At 41.9% G+C, this 21502-nt stretch carries 22 protein-coding genes and 2 riboswitches; of the genes, 6 read left to right on the forward strand and 16 right to left on the reverse strand.

The window, feature by feature from the left end; all coding sequences use genetic code 11:
- Positions 1–17: 17 nt before the first annotated feature.
- The 12 genes from proC to ACIGG7_RS16075 form a co-directional block, all read right to left on the reverse strand.
- The gene (gene proC, locus ACIGG7_RS16020; RefSeq protein ID WP_224940639.1) at positions 18–863 is read right to left on the reverse strand and encodes a pyrroline-5-carboxylate reductase; all 846 of its coding nucleotides are present in this window, start codon (positions 861–863) and stop codon (positions 18–20) included.
- A 461-nt stretch (positions 864–1324) separates the two neighbouring features.
- Positions 1325–2278, reverse strand: coding sequence for an LCP family protein (locus tag ACIGG7_RS16025; RefSeq protein WP_397550250.1), 954 nt, complete (start codon positions 2276–2278; stop codon positions 1325–1327).
- A 176-nt stretch (positions 2279–2454) separates the two neighbouring features.
- The gene (locus ACIGG7_RS16030) at positions 2455–3171 is read right to left on the reverse strand and encodes a hypothetical protein (RefSeq protein WP_397550251.1); all 717 of its coding nucleotides are present in this window, start codon (positions 3169–3171) and stop codon (positions 2455–2457) included.
- On the reverse strand, positions 3168–3653 hold the full coding sequence (locus ACIGG7_RS16035; protein WP_397550252.1) for an ECF transporter S component: 486 nt from the start codon (positions 3651–3653) through the stop codon (positions 3168–3170). Before ACIGG7_RS16035 ends, ACIGG7_RS16030 begins: the two co-directional genes overlap by 4 nt.
- On the reverse strand, positions 3643–4233 hold the full coding sequence (locus ACIGG7_RS16040; protein WP_397550253.1) for a cob(I)yrinic acid a,c-diamide adenosyltransferase: 591 nt from the start codon (positions 4231–4233) through the stop codon (positions 3643–3645). The genes ACIGG7_RS16035 and ACIGG7_RS16040 overlap by 11 nt, the downstream gene beginning before the upstream one ends.
- Positions 4234–4245: 12 nt before the next feature.
- Entirely contained in the window at positions 4246–4674 is a 429-nt protein-coding gene (locus tag ACIGG7_RS16045; RefSeq protein WP_397550254.1) for a bifunctional adenosylcobinamide kinase/adenosylcobinamide-phosphate guanylyltransferase, read from the reverse strand.
- Entirely contained in the window at positions 4626–5264 is a 639-nt protein-coding gene (locus ACIGG7_RS16050) for a histidine phosphatase family protein (protein WP_224940633.1), read from the reverse strand. The genes ACIGG7_RS16045 and ACIGG7_RS16050 overlap by 49 nt, the downstream gene beginning before the upstream one ends.
- Positions 5213–6001, reverse strand: a complete 789-nt coding sequence (cobS, locus tag ACIGG7_RS16055) for an adenosylcobinamide-GDP ribazoletransferase (RefSeq protein ID WP_397550255.1) — start codon at positions 5999–6001, stop codon at positions 5213–5215. The genes ACIGG7_RS16050 and cobS overlap by 52 nt, the downstream gene beginning before the upstream one ends.
- A gap of 2 nt (positions 6002–6003) precedes the next feature.
- Entirely contained in the window at positions 6004–6552 is a 549-nt protein-coding gene (locus tag ACIGG7_RS16060) for a bifunctional adenosylcobinamide kinase/adenosylcobinamide-phosphate guanylyltransferase (protein WP_397550256.1), read from the reverse strand.
- 17 nt (positions 6553–6569) lie between these two features.
- Positions 6570–8036, reverse strand: a complete 1467-nt coding sequence (locus ACIGG7_RS16065; RefSeq protein ID WP_397550257.1) for an adenosylcobinamide amidohydrolase — start codon at positions 8034–8036, stop codon at positions 6570–6572.
- Complete coding sequence (locus ACIGG7_RS16070; protein WP_224940629.1) at positions 8033–9091, reverse strand: FecCD family ABC transporter permease; 1059 nt, start codon at positions 9089–9091, stop codon at positions 8033–8035. The genes ACIGG7_RS16065 and ACIGG7_RS16070 overlap by 4 nt, the downstream gene beginning before the upstream one ends.
- Positions 9054–10019 carry an ABC transporter substrate-binding protein gene (locus ACIGG7_RS16075; RefSeq protein ID WP_397550258.1) on the reverse strand — a complete coding sequence of 322 codons (966 nt, stop codon included), beginning with the start codon at positions 10017–10019 and terminating at the stop codon, positions 9054–9056. Before ACIGG7_RS16075 ends, ACIGG7_RS16070 begins: the two co-directional genes overlap by 38 nt.
- A gap of 119 nt (positions 10020–10138) precedes the next feature.
- Positions 10139–10337, reverse strand: a riboswitch (cobalamin riboswitch).
- Positions 10338–10559: 222 nt separating this feature from the next.
- Here ACIGG7_RS16075 and msrA point away from each other — a divergent pair.
- A complete protein-coding gene (msrA, locus tag ACIGG7_RS16080; RefSeq protein WP_224940627.1) occupies positions 10560–11093 on the forward strand; it encodes a peptide-methionine (S)-S-oxide reductase MsrA in 534 nt (177 codons plus the stop codon).
- A 55-nt stretch (positions 11094–11148) separates the two neighbouring features.
- Positions 11149–11307, forward strand: a complete 159-nt coding sequence (locus tag ACIGG7_RS16085) for a hypothetical protein (RefSeq protein ID WP_224940626.1) — start codon at positions 11149–11151, stop codon at positions 11305–11307.
- A gap of 45 nt (positions 11308–11352) precedes the next feature.
- Here the strand turns inward: ACIGG7_RS16085 and ACIGG7_RS16090 are convergent, their stop codons facing one another.
- The gene (locus ACIGG7_RS16090) at positions 11353–12858 is read right to left on the reverse strand and encodes a phytoene desaturase family protein (RefSeq protein ID WP_397550259.1); all 1506 of its coding nucleotides are present in this window, start codon (positions 12856–12858) and stop codon (positions 11353–11355) included.
- Positions 12859–13053: 195 nt separating this feature from the next.
- Here ACIGG7_RS16090 and ACIGG7_RS16095 point away from each other — a divergent pair, with 195 nt between their 5' ends.
- Positions 13054–14169 carry a glycosyltransferase family 2 protein gene (locus tag ACIGG7_RS16095; RefSeq protein WP_397550260.1) on the forward strand — a complete coding sequence of 372 codons (1116 nt, stop codon included), beginning with the start codon at positions 13054–13056 and terminating at the stop codon, positions 14167–14169.
- Between the two features lie 53 nt (positions 14170–14222).
- On the forward strand, positions 14223–14666 hold the full coding sequence (locus ACIGG7_RS16100; RefSeq protein WP_397550367.1) for a glycosyl-4,4'-diaponeurosporenoate acyltransferase CrtO family protein: 444 nt from the start codon (positions 14223–14225) through the stop codon (positions 14664–14666).
- A 120-nt stretch (positions 14667–14786) separates the two neighbouring features.
- Here the strand turns inward: ACIGG7_RS16100 and ACIGG7_RS16105 are convergent, their stop codons facing one another.
- Positions 14787–15842 (reverse strand): C45 family autoproteolytic acyltransferase/hydrolase, encoded by a 1056-nt coding sequence (locus ACIGG7_RS16105; RefSeq protein WP_397550261.1) that lies wholly within the window; start codon positions 15840–15842, stop codon positions 14787–14789.
- A gap of 228 nt (positions 15843–16070) precedes the next feature.
- On the opposite strand from ACIGG7_RS16105, the gene ACIGG7_RS16110 reads away from it, so the two are divergent.
- Entirely contained in the window at positions 16071–17300 is a 1230-nt protein-coding gene (locus ACIGG7_RS16110; RefSeq protein ID WP_397550262.1) for an MFS transporter, read from the forward strand.
- 42 nt (positions 17301–17342) lie between these two features.
- Here the strand turns inward: ACIGG7_RS16110 and ACIGG7_RS16115 are convergent, their stop codons facing one another.
- Positions 17343–18200 carry a CvfB family protein gene (locus tag ACIGG7_RS16115; RefSeq protein ID WP_397550263.1) on the reverse strand — a complete coding sequence of 286 codons (858 nt, stop codon included), beginning with the start codon at positions 18198–18200 and terminating at the stop codon, positions 17343–17345.
- A 201-nt stretch (positions 18201–18401) separates the two neighbouring features.
- Positions 18402–18502, forward strand: a riboswitch (purine riboswitch).
- Between the two features lie 81 nt (positions 18503–18583).
- On the opposite strand from ACIGG7_RS16115, the gene ACIGG7_RS16120 reads away from it, so the two are divergent.
- Positions 18584–19876, forward strand: a complete 1293-nt coding sequence (locus tag ACIGG7_RS16120) for an NCS2 family permease (protein WP_397550264.1) — start codon at positions 18584–18586, stop codon at positions 19874–19876.
- Between the two features lie 328 nt (positions 19877–20204).
- On the opposite strand, the gene ACIGG7_RS16125 is transcribed toward ACIGG7_RS16120, so the two are convergent.
- Positions 20205–21419: an MFS transporter gene (locus ACIGG7_RS16125; protein WP_397550265.1), complete on the reverse strand. Its 1215-nt coding sequence runs from the start codon at positions 21417–21419 to the stop codon at positions 20205–20207.
- Positions 21420–21502: the final 83 nt, after the last annotated feature.

A 21502-nucleotide genomic window follows, 5' to 3' on the forward strand; every position in this document is an offset into this window, starting at 1 on the left:
GTTATTGGATGTTTGGATTAGCTCGTAACTAATTGTTTGGACTGTAAGGATGAGCTGATTTCTTTCGAACGCTTCTCTGCTCCCTTAACAGCTTCTGAGATAGCCTTACCTCCACCAAACTGTGCGAGTGCATCAAGTCCAGCAGCTGTAGTACCATTCGGGGATGTGACGTTTTCTCTGAGTTGTGTCGGTGACTCTTCTCGCTCAAGCATCATTTTGGCTGCACCGAAAATGGTTTGAGCGCCGATTTTCCGTGCCAGTGATGGATCTAATCCAGCCTCGGCACCAGTCTTTTCAATGTGTTCCATTAAATAATAGAAGTATGCTGGACCGCTTCCGGCAATTCCGGTGAAGATGTCCATTTGACTTTCTTCAATGACGAATACTTCGCCAATGCTTGATAATAATTCTTCTGCGTTTTCCATATCTTCTCTTGAAGTGAAGCGACCTGCACTGATTGCCGTTGCAGATTCCTTCAACATACTTGACGTATTCGGCATGACACGGATGACAGGCTGACCTGCTGGCAGTTGATCTTCCATATGAGAAGTTGTGATTCCTGCGAGTACCGACATAATCACCGTATCGTTTCTAACCAAATGATTGATGGAATCTAATGCTTTATCTATATCCTTTGGCTTCATTGCAAGTATGAGAATATCTATTTTTTCAAAGGGCAGATCATCTTTTGTTAAAGCTGTGATATCATATTTAGCTTTCATTTCTTGAAGTCTACCTTGATCGCTTCGATTGGAAACGATGATTTGTTCTGCTGGTATCTTTCCGCTTTGTACAGTTCCTGAGATCATCGCTTCAGCCATATTTCCTGCACCTAAAAAAGCAATCGTTTTATTTTTTAACAATCATATCCACTCCCGTTCCTAATTTTATATCAAGTTTTTCAAAACACATTTTTTGTTTTTAATACGTACATTTTAAGGAATGTTTTTAATTCAATTCATTGTATGTTTGTTATGACATGTCGCCAAAACCCTTGATTGGCGTGTGTTTTGTTCACAACGTTTATTATCGTAACATGCTGAAGAATGATATCAAGGGCAATAAAGGAAGTAGTAAGGAATTAGCCGAAATAGCTAGTGGAAGCGTTATCATTACCATTTATGTTATTCAGATTCCTTCTGAGGGCCTTTAATTGGCTGAGAAAGCGTATAATCAGAATTTTTACTTTTAACTTTCATTTGGAAACCAGCCATTTTCATCTATCTAATCCTATAGGCGCGGTTCTGACACAGAAGGTAGCCAACTAATACGTCCACATGAAAAAATCCCGGTTAGTCGTGAATGACTAACCGGGATTTTGTATTTATTCTGTTGCAGCTTCATCCTTACTTTTTCCACTTAGAAAATCTTTCAGAGCTTGAATATTTTCTTCGAAATCAATTTCAAGAACAGAACCGACTCCGCTGTAACTACCATTTGTATGTGACCCTTTGACTGGAATCGTCAGCTTGTCCATCTCGCTGCTGTTACTCAGAAGGATATCCTTTGCGATGGAGATCTGATCCAACTTTTTCATATTTGTCTGGATATACGGTTGTATGGAACCGGCCATTTTCGGAAGCTTTGTTACGCCTCCTATTGAGAGGACTTCGTCTTTAAGAGCGGCAATGACCTTTTGTTGTCTTTCGACTCGACCAAAGTCACCCTGTTCATCGTGACGGAATCTTGCGTAACCCAATAGTTCCTTCCCATTCAGGTTTTGGACACCAGGTTCAAGGGATACACCGATGTTTTCTGACATGGCCTTCTCAACATCCATTTCAATTCCTTCCGGTGCCAGGATATCGACCGACTGTTCAAACCCTTTGAAATCGACGATCATGTAATACTGGATATCAAGATCAAAATTCTGCTTGATAGTCTTTCTAAGCAATTCGGGACCACCTAAATAAAATGCGGTATTCAGCTTATAGTTTTTATAACCGGGAATTTCTGCATATATATCTCTCATAAATGAAACGAGCTTGGTTTCATTTGTTTTCGGATCAATTTGTGCGAGCATCATCGTATCGGTTCTCGACTTTTCCTCGCCTCTGCTATCGACTCCCAATAACAAAATATTAACCTTCCCGTTTTCGTCTTTAACACCATTGAATTTATAATCTTCCTGCATCTGGTCTTCACCAGCCATTTTATAACCGCTGTAAAATTGAAAAGCAGCGTACCCGAGTAAACTAAAAATAAGGAGTAATAATACCAAAATCACTTTTCTTCCGCGTTTTTTCTTTTTGGTCTTTCGATCTAACCGTGACTCCATTTCTTCACCTACTTTTATGACATTCATGAATTAACCGATGATAGTATGAAATAGTACTCTATACTCTTGAAATTGACAATCGCAGAATACTGGATGAACTAACACATTTCTCCATACACTCTCACCTTGAAAATATATCTTACCACAAATATCCTTAAAAGTATTTAGTTGTTCTTTCAATTAATACGAAGGGAACTATAGTAGCTTTCTGTCAGTTTCCTAACGGCTGGTTCTTCTTCTGATTGAAAAGCAATGATAAATGATGTGGCCGGTCCGCTTGATTTCTCCAAGTCATACAATGAGGATACATCTTTTTCGGTCAACGGCTTCCCTGTGATTACAGAAAGTTCGTGCCGTACACCTTTAGAACCCACAGGCAAGAGATCGAAGATAGAAGGATGCTCTATGCACTTCTTGAATAAAGCCAATGGGGCGACAGACGATTTCTGTCTTAACACTTCATCACCAACTAGTGGTGTACCGATAAGAGCAAATGAAAGACGTCCCCTGGATACTTGCCGCCTCTCCTTCTTCCTTATACCAATGCATGTTACTCCGAGAGCAGACTGATTGAGGCTGAAATTGGATTCAGAACTTCCGGTTATAGGGACATCCTCCAAATCCAGTTCACTCAGACCCTTCCGAACGCCTTGGGTATACTTTTCCCATACTGCATCACTTGTGAAATTCATTAACTGAACAGCCCTGAGACATGCCCCGACAGCCAAACATTCCATCGCCGCAACCCGAAAGCTGAAATATCCAACCCCTTCAGGATCAACTCGAACCACGTCATCCGTTTTCGTCCCTATTCCACCGCTGCAGTCAGACGCAATGATCAGTTCGTCTTCTTCATTGATGGTTACTGATAGTCCATCCCGATTATCAATCATGCCGCTTCTCCCTGTGGTAATCTGGCAGCAAGTGGAGGATATAGAAAGTGGGCAATGGTCAAGTTAATAAAGCACCCTATTACAAGGGGAGGAACAATTGCAACGTAAAAAGAAGCACTTATAATAAAAATAAATGGAACAGCTGATAAAATTCCGTTCCCTATCAAAAAAAGGACAGCCGCCATTACACGTTTCCCTTTAGAAAATACATACCCGAACAACCAGACAACAAGTGACATTTCAGCGGCGATAAGGATATGAAGAGGTCCAAGGGGAAAGCCTGCATATAGGCTGGAAAGTAAATGTCCACAACCAGCGACAACCGCCCCTTTCCTTCCATTGAACAGAGAAGCGACCAATAATGCAGGCATACTGTCCAGCGCAACTGTCCCGATAACCGCCGGGATCTTCACCATTCCTCCGATGGCAGAAAAAGCTATAAATAATGATAGTAATAAAAGCGTTTTGAGATTACTTTTCATTGTTTTTCTGCACTTTACGGGAGGAAAACACGTTGGCACTCCGAATATATTCAACGTCCTTTACGTTGCTGCGGTGATTGATCACTCGTGCCAAAGCAAAGAAGTAGTCTGATAACCGATTGATATATTGTAATGTTACATGAGGAAAGTCCTCATCGGTCTTTGAAAGGGATACGATGCATCTCTCGGCTCTTCTGGAAACGGTCCTTGCAATATGAATACTCGAAGAGGCTTTCACTCCGCCTGGAAGGATGAATTTCTCAAGGGGAGGAGCTTCTTTTATCAAACGGTCAATCTTTTCCTCCAACGAATGAACAGATGCCTCCTGTAGCTTACTTTTTCTCTTTTTTGAGACATTGGATAAGTCCCCTCCACAATCGAACAGTTCATGCTGAATGGTCTCGAGGTCGGTCAATATATCTTGAAATCGATCAGGATCCAATTCGGAAATAGCCTGACCAACGAAACAATTCACCTCATCCAAAGTACCATATGCTTCAACACGGATATCATCTTTGTCGACCCTGCCACCAATCAAGCTTGTTTGACCCTTGTCACCGGTTCTTGTATAAAGTTGCATACTACCTCTCCTTTACCCTTTTAATGTTGTAGCCAATCCGTACCATACGAGCCATACTTTTTGAGACACTTCCACCAGGTCTTGATACACCCAACCCGTCATATCCCTCCACTCCCTGGAAAAGGGGTCAATGGGGACAATTCCTTTTCCGATTTCCGATCCGATCCAGATGACTTTTCGTTCTGGATGTTCTTCTTCCCACTTCCTTAAACGTAGCATCTGTTCTCTAAATCTCTCCCTGACATCACCTTGGCAGTGCATAAGGGCAAATCGAACAGCATATTCTAGTCCCTCCAATACAAGGGTTGACTTTGCCGGTTGGATCTCTTCAAAGCCCCCCTCAAATAATGGAATCCATTGTGTATCAGCGTTCTCTAAACAAAAATGGTGTCTCACCCATCCTGCCTTCCCATTAAAGGAACCGCCCGTAATGAAGTACAAATCTGCTGCCTCCAATCTTCTTCTTTTTCCCAAACCAGTTCATATCCATTTCCATGGTTAATTTCCCAATCCCAAAAGGTTCGAAGTTCCTCTTTAGGGGATAAAGTAGTTAATAGATGCCGAATGACACCTCCGTGAGTAATGACGGCATAACGTCTCCCATTCATTTCTTCCACTTGATCCTTGACCTGTTCCCATGCGACGTCAACTCGTTTTCTAAATTGGGACATCCCTTCTCCTCCTGGAGGCGAATGGAATGGATCGGTCACCCATTTCTGAAAAACTTCATCGCCCTTCAAGTTCTGATAGGTCATTCCTTCCCACTCTCCAAAGTGTATTTCCCTCAATAGTGGGGATGATACCACCGGCAGTTTAGGAAACAAATGATGGACCGTTTCCAAACAGCGGTCAAGGTCGCTTGAAAAACAGTATTCATACTGTTCGAAGCGTTGTTTTGACTTCATGAGCATTTCCGTACCATTCCGTGATAAGGTTGGGTTCGACCAGCCGATATACTTCCCCTTTTCATTTTCATCTGTTAAACCATGTCGAATAACTGCAATAACCATATAGTCATCCATAAAATCCATTCCACTCCTTCTACACTTGCCCCGACTGTATCTCCTGTCATACCACCGAACCATTTGATTGTTTTCAAATAAATGAACCAGAAACATCCGATTGTGACCATAAAGAATAAGGAATACATAACAAAATCATGTAGGAGGATGCTTGACACTCCGACTAATAAAGGTAAAAGGACGAGCCAGGGAATTTCTTTCATTGATATATGCTTACTGAAGGAATATCCCATTCCTGAATTTTGTGCTGGCGGGATAAGAACGAGGCATGCTCCCATGACCAGCCGGCTCAATATAGGAATCGATACAAGGACCATGGAGATCACTGCAGAATCAGAGTTTTGGAGTGTCTCGTAAATGAACAGAAATCGGGAAGAGAGCAACACCAATACAGATAAGACACCAAATGCCCCGATTCGGGGATCCTTCATGATGTCTAATCTTCTATTTTGATCTCTATATGAAAAGTAGGCGTCACTCGCATCCATATAACCATCTAAATGAAGGCCACCTGAGATGAGGATGGGCATAACCCATATATAAAACGATAATGCCAAAGTGCTCATAGGTGTATATGCAGCAAGCAAAAGATAACCGCTTGAAAGGAGCACTCCTATACTGAATCCCAGTATAGGGAAAGTCCGAACCATCCACTTCCATTCTTCTTTTCCCATCGAGAGTTCTTTTCGGATTGGAAAAGTGGTAAAGAACTGGACATTAAGTAAAAAGCTTTTTAATACGATCATGTCTATGTAGCTCCCTTCTTTACCACCGGGACTCCAACTGTCATATCAATCGCTGTATGGGCCATCTCTACCATGTTCATATGCAATTTACCCAATGTCCGCTGAAACCGAAGTATATCCTTCGAATTCGATTGAATGTCATACAGCACCTCATTGCTTACTACGATTAACACGTCAGCTTTATCCATTAACAGTTTCACAGCTTGATAGATTTCTTTCTCAACGATCGTTGAGTCAACCTTTTCCAAACTGAACAACTCATTTGTAAGAAGAGTGGTGAGACAGTCTAACAAAACAATGGAATTGGATGGAATAGATTCGACAATGCCATGAATCGCTTTGGGGCGCTCAATGGTTGTCCAGTTTTCAGAAGAGGACTGTCGATCAAGCCGATGTTTTATTATCCTCTCTTCCATCTCAAGGTCCGTCACCACTCCGCATGCAAGATAAATCAGTACCTCATTTGACTTTCTAAGTGCAGCTGCCAGTTTTTCAGCATATGAGCTTTTTCCGGACCTGACACCTCCGGTAATGAATAGTAGTTTCCCCATAACAAGCCTCTTCCTCTTCAGCCTTCACCTTGTTTCTTCTTATAGTGCTGAATGGCTTTTTTTGTCACCTCGTATACCCCTCTCCCAATCAGTTTCCCAATCGGAGTAATGGGTCCGGCAAAGGGATCGGGATCCCCTTTTTGACTTGAGGCGATAAGAATGCTGTCTGTTGGCGTTCCAGTAGCAAGCTGACCAGTACGCCTGTCTCTGATATCCATGTCATTCAGTGCCCTCACCTTTGCCTCAGTAGACGTCACGAGTGCTTCAATATAAGCCTCGTCTGATAGATTTCCGTTTATGAATATCCATGTATTGATCGTACCTGGCTTTGACTCAATCTCATATTGATAACTAGTTGACACATCCATTGCATTTCCAACACCTGCCGTAACCATGACGAAAACAGATCTTCCTCCTGACTCGTAGCGTGCGTAAGTCAGGTTCGTCAAATCAAGCGCAGTCATCATACCTACAGAAAGAGAGGGATCTACATCTTTTTTCACAAGAAACGCTCTCATCTCTTTTTGATAATCCGGGCTGTCATAATCAACAGGCACTCTGCGATTAATAAAGTGTGAGTACCATCCTATTCCAGCCCCAATAATTCCGGAAGACATACATTTCAACGGAAATGGTGCAGCAAAATGGATGCATTCTTCACTCGTTATAATGTACTTTTCATCTAAAACAGGGTCTTCCGTTTTATTTTCTTCTGGTACAATCACCATCTGTGGTTTAGCCACTGATGGATGAGCATGTTTCTGAACTTTCGTATGATACACTGCTTCGATATGTTCTTCTTTCAACACCTCTTCTGGATGATGGAGAAGTTTTGTTTTGCCCTTGTCTAAAAGCAACAATCGATCACAGTAAAGGCTCGCTAAATTCAAATCGTGAAAGATGGCTGCGACTGTTAATTTCTCTGATATAGTTTGAGTTCGAATAAGATCCAACAGTATTTTCTGATAAGAAAGATCCAGATGATTAGTCGGTTCATCCAGAAGTAAGATTTGAGGCTCTTGAGCAAGTGCCTGTGCAAGGAACACCCTTTGTCGTTCTCCCCCCGACAGCTCATGCAGGTAGCGGTCCTGCAACGATTCTATGCCCGTCTGCTCCATTGCTTTATCAACTATTTCTATATCCCGGTCAGTCGTACCCTTGAATAATCCTTTCTGATGTGCATACCTTCCAAGCATTACGGTTTCTCTCACTTCATAAGAAAAAGGGGCAGATGAGATCTGTGGCAGAACTGCAACGAGTTTAGCCAATTCCCTTGACGAAAACTGATGAAGGGGCTTTTCCTTCAGTGCAATGGTGCCTTCCATTAAAGGAAGAAGACCCGTCATCGCTTTAAGCAAGGTCGTCTTCCCACTTCCGTTCGGGCCAAGTATTCCAAAGAATTCCCCTTTTTCAATATGAAAGTTTATGTCTTCCACAACTTTACGATTGTCATATCCAACCGAAACTCCGTTTATCTGGATCATGAAGAAACCCCTCTTTTCTTTAAGAGAATATACGCAAACATCGGCGCACCGATTAATGCGGTAATCACTCCAATCGGAAGTTCAGTCGGAGAAATGACCGTTCTCGAAAGCAAATCGGCAAGAACGAGAAATCCGCCTCCTACAATAATGGAAAGAGGAAGCAAATGTTTGTGATCATGTCCGACCATTCTTCGCAAGAAATGAGGGATGACAAGACCGACGAATCCAATGGTCCCCGATACGGCAACTGCCGCGCCGGTTAGGATGCTTCCCGCAATTAATATGAGAAGCTTTCTTTTATGAACCGAGATACCGATATGACGGGCTTGTTCCTCCCCGAAACTCATTCCGTTCAATTCCTTGCTGTTCAGAAGGAGCAACACTACCCCTAAAAGGAAGAAAGGAAATATGATGGCAATGTAATCCCACCCCCTCATGGATACGCTTCCAAGAAGCCAGCCGATGATCTGCCTCAGCTCTTCTCCTGTAAGTGCGATCATTAAGGAAATCAAAGATCCCAAAAACGAGCTGAAAATGATTCCCGTCAGGATGATGGTTTCGACCTTCATCGTCCTCTCAACTTTTTGTGCAAACCACAATACAAGAAATACGGTGATGATGGAACAAATGATACTGAAAAAGGGAAGCGTAAACTTCCCAATGAACGGAATACTCCAGTGAAAAAATAATGTGATGACCGCACCGACCGATGCTCCTGAAGAAACCCCCAATGTATAAGGATCAGCCAACGGATTTCGCAATAATCCTTGAAAAGAAGCTCCTGCGATAGCTAAGGAGCTTCCAACCAATAGAGCTAATAAGACCCTGGGTAATCTGATGGTATACACGATGTTCGTAAACATGGGATCAACCGTTTCAGGTAAGTCAAATCCAAACCATTTAGAACCGACGATATATAGAATATCCATTGGTGGAATCGAAATCGTTCCAATCGAAATACCTGCCAGAAGAGCTATGACTAAAAATAGTCCAGCCAGTCCGTACGTTACCCCTATTTTATTCTGCAAATACCTCTGGATAGATCGACTTTGCAATTTCCTCTACTCCTTCAACCAATCTTGGACCCGTACGAGTGACTAAATCTGAATGGACGTCCTCAACATCGCTATTCTTAACAGCATTCACTGATTTCCATCCGTCTCTACCCATTACCTGTTCTTTTGGATTTTCACTGTAATAACCATAGGTAGTGATGATTACGTCAGGATTTGATGAGATGACCGCTTCCTGATTTACCTTAACCCATCCTTCTTGATCGTTCATAACATTTTCAGCATTGACCATCGTCAGCATTTGATCGATGAAGGTGTCCTTACCGGGCGAATAAATGTCGGGTGAAGGTGAGACTTCCACATACACGCGTTTCTTATCTGATATATCTTTCGCTTTTTCTTGAATGGTTTTCAGATCCGATTTCATGTCAGAAACGATGGACTCAGCCTGATCCTTCTTCCCGACAAGTGTTCCAATATCTTGAATCGTATTATATACCTCTTCAAAGCTTTTTGCATCGTGAACAATGAATACGTTGATGCCTGCATCTTTCAATTGACTTAACCCTTCTTCTGCCGATTTGGCAGTAGATTCATGGGCAAGTACTAGATCCGGGTCCAAGCTGACGATTTTCTCAACGTTAAACTCCATTCCCCCGATCTTTTCTTTATCCGCTGCTTCTTCAGGATAATTGTCAAAATCGGAGACCCCGACGATTTCTTCGTTTAATCCAAGCTCAAATAAGATTTCAGTATTGCTTGGAATCAATGAAACGATATGTTTAGGTTGTTCTTCCAGTGTAACTTTATGATCCAATGCGTCATTTAGAGATAACGGATACCCTGATTGATCTTGTGTGGTTTCAGCTGTATCCTTTTTATTTGATTGATCTCCATCATCCGTTCCACATGCTGTTAGGAACCCGATGGCTAATAATAATGAAAGTAGTGCTTTGAATGTGTGTTTCATTTCCTTTTCCCCCTGTTCGGATTGGACAGAAAAAAACATCTCCAGTGGACTAGAGATGTTGTGTAAGATGCATAAATAGGGTCTCAACATGCATATTACACCTTTCTATCCGCGTAGATTTGGTGTGAAAAAATCAGGCAGGTCTCCTGGCTCATGGTCATTGCTCGCTGACACCTTCCCATGTATATTTACACAGTGGTATGTTTACAGCTCACTACCATTTACAGTGGCGGGACCGCGTTGGAATTTCACCAACTTCCCTATTAAGAAGCTAAGAAGTATCATGACCTCCGCTTCACCTGATCTTGTAACATATGTAACTGTTCCGTTCAAAAGAATTATACACAAAATCCATTGGATAGGAAATGAATTTTGGTGAATTTGTTGAAAATTGCAGGAATAGCCCGAAAAACGAGTGACATGATTTCGGATAGACAGCTAAGTAAATACATTGTCGCCTTGATTCTTTCGTGGTAAAATCTGTTCATGCAATTGCTTCACTGCTTTAATGGGGCATATATGGTACAGGAGGTTTGCAATATGAGTGAAAACAGAGAAGTCGCTACCTTTGCAGGAGGGTGCTTTTGGTGCATGGTAAAACCGTTTGATGAACTGCCGGGAATTATCGATGTGATATCCGGTTATTCGGGCGGTCATCTTGAGAACCCATCTTATGAGGATATTAAAGCTGGAAACAGCGGACATTATGAAGTGGTTCAGATCACCTTTAATCCTGCTCTTTTTCCTTACGAACGGCTTTTGGAGCTGTATTGGCCCCAAATAGATCCGACAGATGAAGGGGGTCAATTTCACGACCGGGGTGACCAGTATCGTACCGCTATCTTCTATCACAACGAAGAACAAAAACAATTAGCGGAAAAGACTAAGAAAGCGATTGGTGAAAGCGGACGATTCAAGAAACCGATTGTCACCAAAATCCTTCCTGCGTCCATTTTTTATCCGGCTGAAGACTATCATCAAAAGTTCTATAAAAAGAATCCAGATGAGTATAAACAAGATCGTGAAAAATCCGGCCGCGACCAATTCATCGATGATCATTGGAAAAACAATTAATGGCATGAGATCAAGCTCCTTTCGACAAACTAAAAGGTAGAAAGGAGTTTTTTTTATGAAAAAAAATGACAAAAGCAAAAACGATAAAGAGCAGGTTGTGGGATTCGCCGGCCCGGGTAAAGTCGTCAATTTCTTTGACCCCTATCCTGATGAGGAAGAAGAAAATGTGAACAACTCGGATACCGTAGATGACCATTCTTCTGAATGGAAGTAAAACGAAAATAGGTGAGGGCTGAAGGAATTCAGCTCTCACCCTTTTTCATCCAATAAATCGATTCACTTTTATCTGCTCTTCCAGAATCAATTCTGCCGTCAATTGACCTGATAGTGTGACCATGGGAACGCCGCCTCCCGGGTGGGTTGAACCTCCTACAAAATACATATTTGAGAGAACTCTGCTCTTATTTGGTATTTTGAATCCACCATTAAGTTTTCTATCAGTAACCGTTCCATAGATCGATCCACCATTTGCACCATAAAGACTCTGAAGGTCATTCGGCGTGAATGTATATTCGTATTCGATGTGATCTCTCAAGTTGGCAACACCCATTTTCTCCAATTTCTCAAGCACTTTCATGCGATAAGAGTCCTTATACTGAGACCAGTCTTCCCCTTCTCTCAAAGGGGGAACATGTGTCAACACAAAGAGGTTTTCCTTCCCTTCCGGGGCCTGGGTCGGGTCGGTTTTGGATGAAATGCCGATATATACTGTCGGATCGTCCGCAAGCTTTTTCTCATCAAAAATCTGCCTGAACTCTTTTTGAGGATCCTTACTGAAAAAGAAATTATGATGGGCGAGATGATCGTATTTACGGTCAACTCCCAGTAACAATACCAATCCCGAAACGGTTGGCGCATATTTCCCCAGGTCATTGGCTTCCTTTGAAGATTCGTGATAGTCTGCCAACAGGGATTTGTAACACGGGATTGCCTCTAAGTTTGATACGACGATGTCAGCCATCAATTCTTCGCCAATCTTTGTTCTTACTCCATCGGCACGGGTTCCTGAAGTAAGAATGTCTTCCACTTCACAATTCAATCGTACTTCCACACCAAGTTCCTCCAACACCTTTGCCATGGCCTCTGCAATTTTATACATGCCTCCCTTTACATAATGAACCCCTAGTCCTAACTGCACATGAGTCAATTGCGACATAATAGCCGGAGCATGATATGGGGAGGATCCCACATACATGATGAGAAAATTAAATAACTGTTGTAAATGCTTATCTTTGAAGAATCTACGGTTTGCAGCATCCATGGATTTCATTGGATCCATTTGCAGTAATTCTTTGACAGGATGCATGGTGCGCAGATCCTGTAAACCGTTGATGCTTTTTTTATAAAAGCTTTTCATCGTAAGTTCATACATTTTCCCGCAGTAACTTAAATAATTGAAAAAGTTGTGACTATCCTCTATGGAGGTCTTCTTTAGCTCTTCTAACATGGTAGGAAGATCCGAAGAAACATCGAGTACCTTCCCATCTTCAAAGAAAGTCCTCCAGCCTGGCTCCACCCTTACAATATCTACGTAATCACTGAGGTCACGGTTCGCATGAGCGAAAACCTTTTCCAATACCCAGGGCATTGTCAGGATCGAAGGCCCTGTATCGAAGACAAACCCTTTCCCTTCCCTTCTATTTAATTTCCCCCCGAGCCTTTCTCCTTTTTCTAAAATCGTAACATCGTATCCTTCTGAAGATAGACGGATGGCTGTCGACATACCTGCAAGACCGCCCCCGACGATGACTACTTTCTTTTTCATTTTCATGTCCTCCTTACGAGAAAGATAATTTAGACTGATTCGCCTTTTCAACTTTCCATTGTGCCCAATTTATATCACTTCAAAACAAAGAGGTACTCAATGATTGGAGAGATGAATGAATATCTTAACGTATTATGGAAACATTAAATGGTTAAAATGGCGATACAACACTATTTTCTTTAAGAAGGTGAAAAGATGGGCGTATGGTTTGTAACCTTGATTCTGACCATGTTCCTTTTTACGAGAATTCCGGTCGTCAAGAAATCGATTCACGTTAGGAATAGCTTTCTGGTCAAAAAATGTTCGATCATCATTCCTGCAAGAAATGAAGAAAAAACAATAGAAAAACTGCTATTAAGTATTGAAAAGCAGCTAATCCAGCCCATGGAGGTTATTGTCGTAAACGATGGTTCCACAGATCGAACGAAGGCGATTGCTGAAAGTTCTGGAGCAATCGTGCTGGATGCCCCTCCACTTCCGAATGGATGGAATGGGAAATCTTGGGCTTGTTGGCATGGGGCGAACCTGGCTAAAGGAGAGATTTTACTTTTTGTTGATAGTGATACATGGTTTGAGCAGGCAGGCTTGCTCAGAATTTGCGAAACATTTAATCAACAACAGTGTCAAGGGGTGCTGACCATCCATCCTTATCATAAAATGGAAAACGCATATGAAACCCTTTCCATGTTGTTTCATTTAATCGTGTTTGCTTCAACCAGCATCACTCATCTATTTTCCTGGCTTACAAAGCCAACAGGTGGATTTGGACAATGTCTCCTTTGTTCAAAGAGTGTGTACAAGAGAATTGGTGGACATGAAGCGGTCAAAGGGGAAATGGTAGAGCATTTTTCTTTGAGTCAGAGGGCGAAGAAATACGGTGAATCCGTCGAGGGGGCAAGCGGCAAAACAGCCATCTCCATGAGAATGTATGGGGAAGGCATTCATGAATTATTCCGAGGATGGTCCAAAAGCTTCGCATCGGGATCCAAGTCTACAAATATTTTCCTCCTTGTGCTGGTTTCTATATGGATTGCTTCCCTTACATCCCTGGTCTGTAATTTACCAGGAATGATATGGGAAAACCCCGTTCTTAGCATCGTTCAATACAGTGTTATTGGAACTTACTTGTATATAATCGTACGGAGGATCGGGAACTTTAGTATTTTTGAAACATTATTATTTCCCATCCATATTCTATTTTTTCATATGACTTTTTTCCATTCACTATTGAACACTTTCATTAGGAAAAACACAATGTGGAAAGACAGGTACGTATTTATTGAGAAAGGAAAGGATGAAAAGATGAAATGATCCTGATGTTCAATATTTTCGCATGGGTTTGTATTCATTTGACGATCTCATATATGACCTCAAGATTCTCACCAGCTTTTTTACAGAAATTTTCATTCATCTTTCGCCCACAAACATATGAGCTGGATGGGCCATTTTATGCACGTTTGAAAATCAGGAAATGGAAAGCATACCTCCCTGATGCCGGAGGATGGTTTCGCTCAGGGATGAAGAAAAATCAGATCGGCCTCTCCTCCGATTCAGGAAGAGAGACTTTCCTAAGGGAATTAGACAGGGCAGAATTATCCCATTGGTTGCAAATGCTTCCGGCTCCATTATTTTTCATCCAGAATAACGGTATGTTGTCTTGGGTCATGATTTCATATGGCATCTTTTTCAATCTCCCCCTTATCCTTGTCCAACGGTACAATCGTATAAGGATATTGCGTGTGATCAAGCATTCCGTTTCATCCAAAAATCAAGAAGTGCCACTACATTCCAAGACCCCACATTTTTAAGAAATAGATAAATCGTACATAAGTTAAACTAAATGTGTACATTTTATAGATAAGAACCGAGGAAGTCCTCCACTTTAATAAGCCGTTAATCCCTTGATTTGCTCGGTTCCCTCCTTTTCTCTACATCTCGTCCATAAATAAGAACGGTTCACGAGTATCAAAATTCCCCGAAATCCCCCGAATCGGAATGTCCTCTCCCTTTATCCAATTCTGAAAGTCTATCTTTACACCTTCGGCACTTTGACCGAAACCGATCAAGCAAAGCAGCGATTCACAATCAAAGACACATGTATGAATGGTACCCGCCCACGAATCATATGCTTTCTTGAAGATCGGGCTGTCCACATGATTGAAAAGGTGAAGTGCCCCTTCCATGGTTAATCTCTTTTTCTCCCCTGAGCGCAATTGGGTCAACCTCTTTACAGATTCCTTTACATAATGGCGGTTATCCTGTTTCATATGATTCATTTGAAAATGGTTGGTGCAGCTAAGACTTGAGGCATGATATACACCAATTCCTCTTGGGGAAGCCTCCACTACAGCAGCCTTTCCATTTCGATCATACAACGAGTAGTTAAAACTATGGCGGTGTGGTAACCTCCTCAGGACATCAATAGCCTCGTCCGAATTTTTACAAGTGTCTAAGAGAATGCGCGCGATTGTCGTACATATGAACCCCTCACCCGGATTCAACCGGTTGACAAAATGAAAGCCAATTGCCAAACCTTTTTCATTCAAGCCGTCTATCCTTCCGATTCCTCTCCCGGAAAACCCTATAGAAGCGTATCCGTCTTCCGGCTTCACAAGTAATAGCCTGCCTTCATAGGTTCTAGGGTGATAATCATAATTCCTCACATAAATACCATCTTTGGCCAGCGAAGAACAACCGGAATGGATCCATTCCTGCTGAAAGCCTGAATATTCATGAACCGTTTCTTCCAGGGACCACTGTAAACCATCAGACAAGCCCTTTAATTCATCCCACAAGCCGGGGGCAAATTTGCTGAATATCCTCTTCACTTCATTTATGTCCACTTTGTAGTCACGCAATGATTTCCTGCGTCGATTCAAATGGTGTGCATACAGTGGCGATTCCCGAAGTGCATTACCTAATTGTAGACCAATGTCATAATAAGTCCCCCTGGACTGCAATACGTCTAATACAACTTTTTTCATTCATCCATGTCCCTTTCTCATTTTTAAATTGTGAAATAATAACTCCCTTCCTTTTTAACGCTATTATGTTACACTTAATTCATTAATCAGTAGGAGGAAATATTATGCAAAAAACATTAAAAACACTTTCACTAATTCAAGAAGGAGTGAACGTTCTGAATTTGCAATAAGTAACGACGCTCCTTCTTCCGGCATATAAAAAAAATTCAGGAAGCAGGAGACATATTTATGATGAAACAAACGCTCGCATCCCATAACATCCGGATGCTATTTTGGATTTCTTTTTTTGGTACAATCAGTTTTCTTCAACCTGTACTAACGTTATTCTATTTCGAAAGAGGGTTAACCTCCTCGGATATATTAATTGTTCTTATGTTCTGGAGCGGGGCCGTATTACTTGGAGAGGTTCCGACTGGAATATTCGCCGATCGCTACGGGGCAAAATATTCATTTTTACTCGGTTCCTTTCTTAAGTTCCTTAGTATCGTTCTTCTTTTATTTGCCTACGAACCTTGGATGTTTTTCTTGTACAGCTTCATCAACGGGTTCAGTGTGACCTTTTTCTCTGGAGCAGACGAAGCGTTAATCTATGATTCACTCAAGGAGTCAAATGAAGAAAATCGAATGGATCATGCGATGGGAAAAATCCAGTCAGCTTCGTTCATTAGTATGCTGATTGCCGTACTGTTCGGTTCATATCTAGCGAAGGATTTAGCAGATACCCAATTTACCGTTCTCATTATGCTGGGATTAGCCTTTCACTTGATAGAATTATTGTTGATTCTTGGTGTGAAGCAGCCTACTGCTGATTCGTTCCAGAAAGAAAATCCATTCTTGCAAATCAAGAGTGGTCTTAAAGTCATAAGGCAAGCCCCACAATTATTGCTGATGTTCCTGAATGTTACATTGGTCTTCATTCCGGCTGGGGCCGTTTACCAATACTTTGATCAACCACTCTTAAAAGATGCAGGCGTCCCGGTCTACCTGATCGGTGTCTTTTATGCGGTTGCTGCCATTCTTGGCTATATCGCTTCCAATTCCATAGGCTGGATGACGGGGCGTTTTTCCAGGGTATGGCTGATGAACCTGTCTGGATTGCTGGCCGTAGTAGGTTTACTTCTTTCGGGTTTATTCGGCTCCTCTTTATGGGTCGTTTTAGGTGCATTCTTTCTGTTAAGACTTGTTGGGGCAATCCGTTATCCCATCTACTCCCAATTAAGTAATGATTTGATTCCCTCGGGGATCAGGGCGACGACGATCTCATTGCTTTCCATCGTGGATTCATGCTTAGACCTTGTCGTATTCGGTGTATTGTCCAGCATTGCTTTAAAAGGATATTCCACCGTACTCATTGGATGTGCCTTCATCGCGTTATTGGGCACCTTGTTACCGATTGCACCGATTAAATCAAAAAGAACAGAACTGAAAGTTGAAGAAGACAGTCAGTTCAAATTGTAAACAAAGAGTGCTGACAACGTGTCAGCACTCTTTGTGAATGTATTATTTCTTTAAGTACGTCCAGCCTTCCTCCTGGTACACTTGATTTTCTTTCATCAGTTTCCCCAGGGCACGTTTAAAGGACGCTTTACTCATATTGAAACGGTCTTTGATTTCGTCCGGCTGACTTTTATCCCAAAAAGGGATTGCGCCATTTCGTTGTTCCAAGTACTCAAGAATGACCTCGGCATCATCCTGCATCTTATCCTGCTTTAAAGGTAAGAATGAAACATTTACGTTTCCGTCATCCTTTACGTCGATGACTCTCCCTTCCACTAGTTCCCCGAGTCTAGGCTCTGCTTTGCGTTCATTCATGTGAACGAAGCAGCGATACCCTTGCTCAGATAAGAAGAAGGTCCCCACTCGGAGCAGACGATACACTCTTCCTTGGACTTTCGCATTCATCATTTCATTTGATGCTCTTCTCGAGACCTGTTCGATGATATTTTCAGTTGCCAATCTTCCGTATAAACGGTCTTGCTTATCCCGATTCAATGTTAAGAAAAGCTGGTCACCGGGATTTGGCCAAAGCTCCAGAAACTTCGGAAGATCATCTGATGAAACCAAAATATCCTTAGGTAATCCAATATTTACAAAAACACCTAAATCTTCGCGTTTGTCCACAACTTCTGCCCACCCGTATGCACCAACCTGTATCTTAGGGATACGCATGGTCGCTGTCAGACGAACATCCTTGTCATGATAAAGAAATACTTTCACCGTATCTCCTTCTTGAATTTCTTCTGTTATTTCAGAGTGATGCAGCAATACACGATCCTCATCATTCGTTAAAAAGAAACCATATGGTACTTCATGATCAACGAATAAATCCACTACCGTACCTGGCTTTAAAGAAGACATTTTATTATTTCCTCCTATATCGTTAACTTACAAAAATTCTCTACGTTTGTATTCACTAAATATAGCTTTTTTCACTTGTGTTGTATAGTGCGTATGAGGTTTTTTACAATAAATCATCAATTTAGAAAATAATGAATTCATGAACTTTTAACTGTTCCATTGACCAGTTATTTGCGAGTTGTTATGATTCTTCTAATTCAATTATAACAAACACATACAACTTGTATAAGTTCAAGAATATGGCTTGAACGTTTCTACCAGCTACCTTAAATGGCTTGTCTACAAGATAAAGTAATATCAATAAAATTATTTTATCCTGTAGATGACACTCTGGTCGATTTTCACCAGAGTTTTTTTTATTTTATCTACCAGGAGGGTTACGCATGAAAACATTCTTTCAATTCGCGGAAAGAGGGACAACGTATAGAAAAGAAACATTAGCAGGAGTGACAACCTTCCTTTCGATGGCCTACATCCTTGTGGTTAATCCCATCATTCTCAGTCAGGCAGGAATGGATAAGGGTGCCTTATTCACAGCTACCGCCCTATCTGCGATAGTAGGGTCCCTTTTAATCGGTATTCTTGCAAACTTCCCAATAGGCATAGCCCCTAGTATGGGTCTGAACTCTTTCTTTACCTTTTCAGTATGCATTGGTATGGGAGTTCCTTGGGAGATAGCACTGACAGGAGTATTCATCGCTGGAATCATCTTTATGATATTAAGTGTGATGAAAATCAGGGAAAAGATCATTAACGTCATCCCACAGGATCTAAAATTCGCCATTGCAGGCGGGATAGGGTTCTTTGTCGCTTTCATTGGTTTTAAAAACGCCGGATTGGTTGTCTCTAATCCGGAAACATTTGTTTCGATTGGGGATCTATCATCTCCCGCCACACTGCTTGCCGTATTCGGATTCATCATTACGTTGATGATGTTAGTCAAAGGTATTAAAGGCGGCATATTCTACGGGATGGTTGCAACTACTGTCATCGGTATGATCGTCGGGAAAATTGATGTGCCCCACTCTGTTATAGGGAAGGTCCCTAGTCTGGAACCGACTTTCAGAGTTGTATTTACACATCTTGGCGATATTTTCACACTTGAAATTATGGCCGTTATCTTTACTTTCCTATTTGTCGCATTCTTTGATACAGCAGGTGCATTGATTGCCGTTGCCAGTCAGGCAGGAATCATGAAGGATAATCAAATTCCGAATGCAGGTAGAGCCTTGCTCGCTGATTCAGCATCAGGAGTGGCAGGTGCGATATTCGGTACCTCCACGACTGCATCTTTTGTGGAATCTTCTGCTGGGGTTGCGGTTGGAGGAAGAACAGGTTTCACATCGGTCGTGATTGCCATTTGTTTCACGATTGCCTTGTTCTTCTCTCCAGTTTTGTCGGTCATAACACCTGAGGTGACAGCACCTGCACTCATTATTGTCGGAGCATTAATGGCTACTGAAGTAAGGCATATCAATTGGAATCGACTCGAAGTTGTCATTCCGTCTTTCGTAACCATCATTATGATGCCTTTAACCTTTAGTGTCGCAACCGGGATTGCCTTAGGCTTCATTCTCTATCCATTTGCTATGATCTCACTAAAGAAATGGAAAGAGGTTCATCCCATCATGTATATCCTTTGCGGATTATTCATTCTTTATTTTGCATTTTCTTAACGATCAACCTCATGCAAAGAGGGTTGATGCCTTTGGAAACCTCCACGGCATCAACCCTTTTTTGTTGTATGTTAGTAAACATTGTTGTATTAATGAAGCAAGCGGTGGTTGATTACAGCGAGAGGTGCTCGCTTTCCGCGGGGCCTGAGTTAAGCCTCCTCGTGCTTCTGCACTGCGGGGTCTCAACTTTCACGCGTTTCCCGCAGGAGTCGAGCACCTGCAGTGAGAATCAACTTGCTAAGAAACGTTTTAATTATAATAAAATAGAGCAGTAGAGAATTAAACGCTGTTTTATAATCAACAATTTTCACTGTAAGTGCTTTAATAATTACTTATGAAAGCTTCGAACGGTTTCATCTGTTGGAAGGAAGAATGTCATCATTCCAAGCAGGGGAAGGAAGCTGCATAGGATCATCACGAACCGTATGGTGAATAGGTCAGCAAGTCCTCCAAATAGAACGGCTCCAACTGCTCCCATACCGAACGCCAATCCAACGGTCAAGCCTGACACCATCCCAATCTTACTCGGCAGAAGTTCCTGGGCATATACGACAATGACACTGAAACTTGACGACAAAATAAGCCCTATACAAAAAATAAATGGATAAATCATGATCAATGACAAATAAGGTAACGCCAGCGTCAATGGTGCGGCACCAATCATGGAAAAAAAGATAATATTTCTTTTCCCGAAACGATCGGCCAATGGCCCCCCTAAAAATGTCCCCAATACCCCGGCGAACATAAATACGAATATGTATGACTGTGCTTCTTTAATAGAAAGACCATAATCTTCAATCAGATAAAACTGGTAGTAATTTGAAATACCGGCACCATACCAAGATCTGGCAAACACAAGAAAAACGACGAATACCATTGCCCATTTCACTTTAGGGTGAATCGACGTTTTCTTCCAATCAGGTTTCTTTGTGCGATTCATTTTATTAATCGAACGGATACGCTCAGAGTACCATGCTGATACACGAACTAACACCAACACGCCTATGATGGCGACAATTGTGAACCATAACGCCCCCACTTGTCCAAACGGCACGAAGATAAACGCTGTAATCAATGGGGCAAGCGATTGACCGGTATTTCCTCCCACCTGATAAATCGATTGTGCCAGCCCCCTGCGGTTCCCCGCTGCCATATAGGCTACTCGTGACCCTTCCGGATGAAAGATGGCTGAGCCAAACCCTATAAATAAAACAGATACGATGATCCAAATAAAATGGCCGGAAAGTGCAAAACCTATCAATCCCATTAAACTCGATAACATTCCTAAAGGAAGTAAATATGGCCTTGATCGGATATCTGCATAATAACCAAATATGGGTTGTAATAAAGAGGATGTCATATTAAGTGCAAAGGCAATCCAGCCAATTTGCGTGTAACTTAGCTGCAATGATTCCTCAATGATTGGAAACATGGCCGGCACCACTGCTTGAAGGGTATCGTTAATAAAATGACCCGAACTGATGGCTAGAAGAATACCATAAATAGTAGGATTTACAGCTGGCTTTCTCAATGCTTGTGCCATTTCTACCTCCCCTTCCGCATTTATTTCGTTTCTCTAAATAGTATACTGAAAAAACCATCCTTTTCCTACAGACAAATAAAAAA

It is taken from the genome of Rossellomorea sp. NPDC077527, from assembly GCF_044542955.1.
Lineage (GTDB): Bacteria > Bacillota > Bacilli > Bacillales > Bacillaceae_B > Rossellomorea > Rossellomorea aquimaris_E.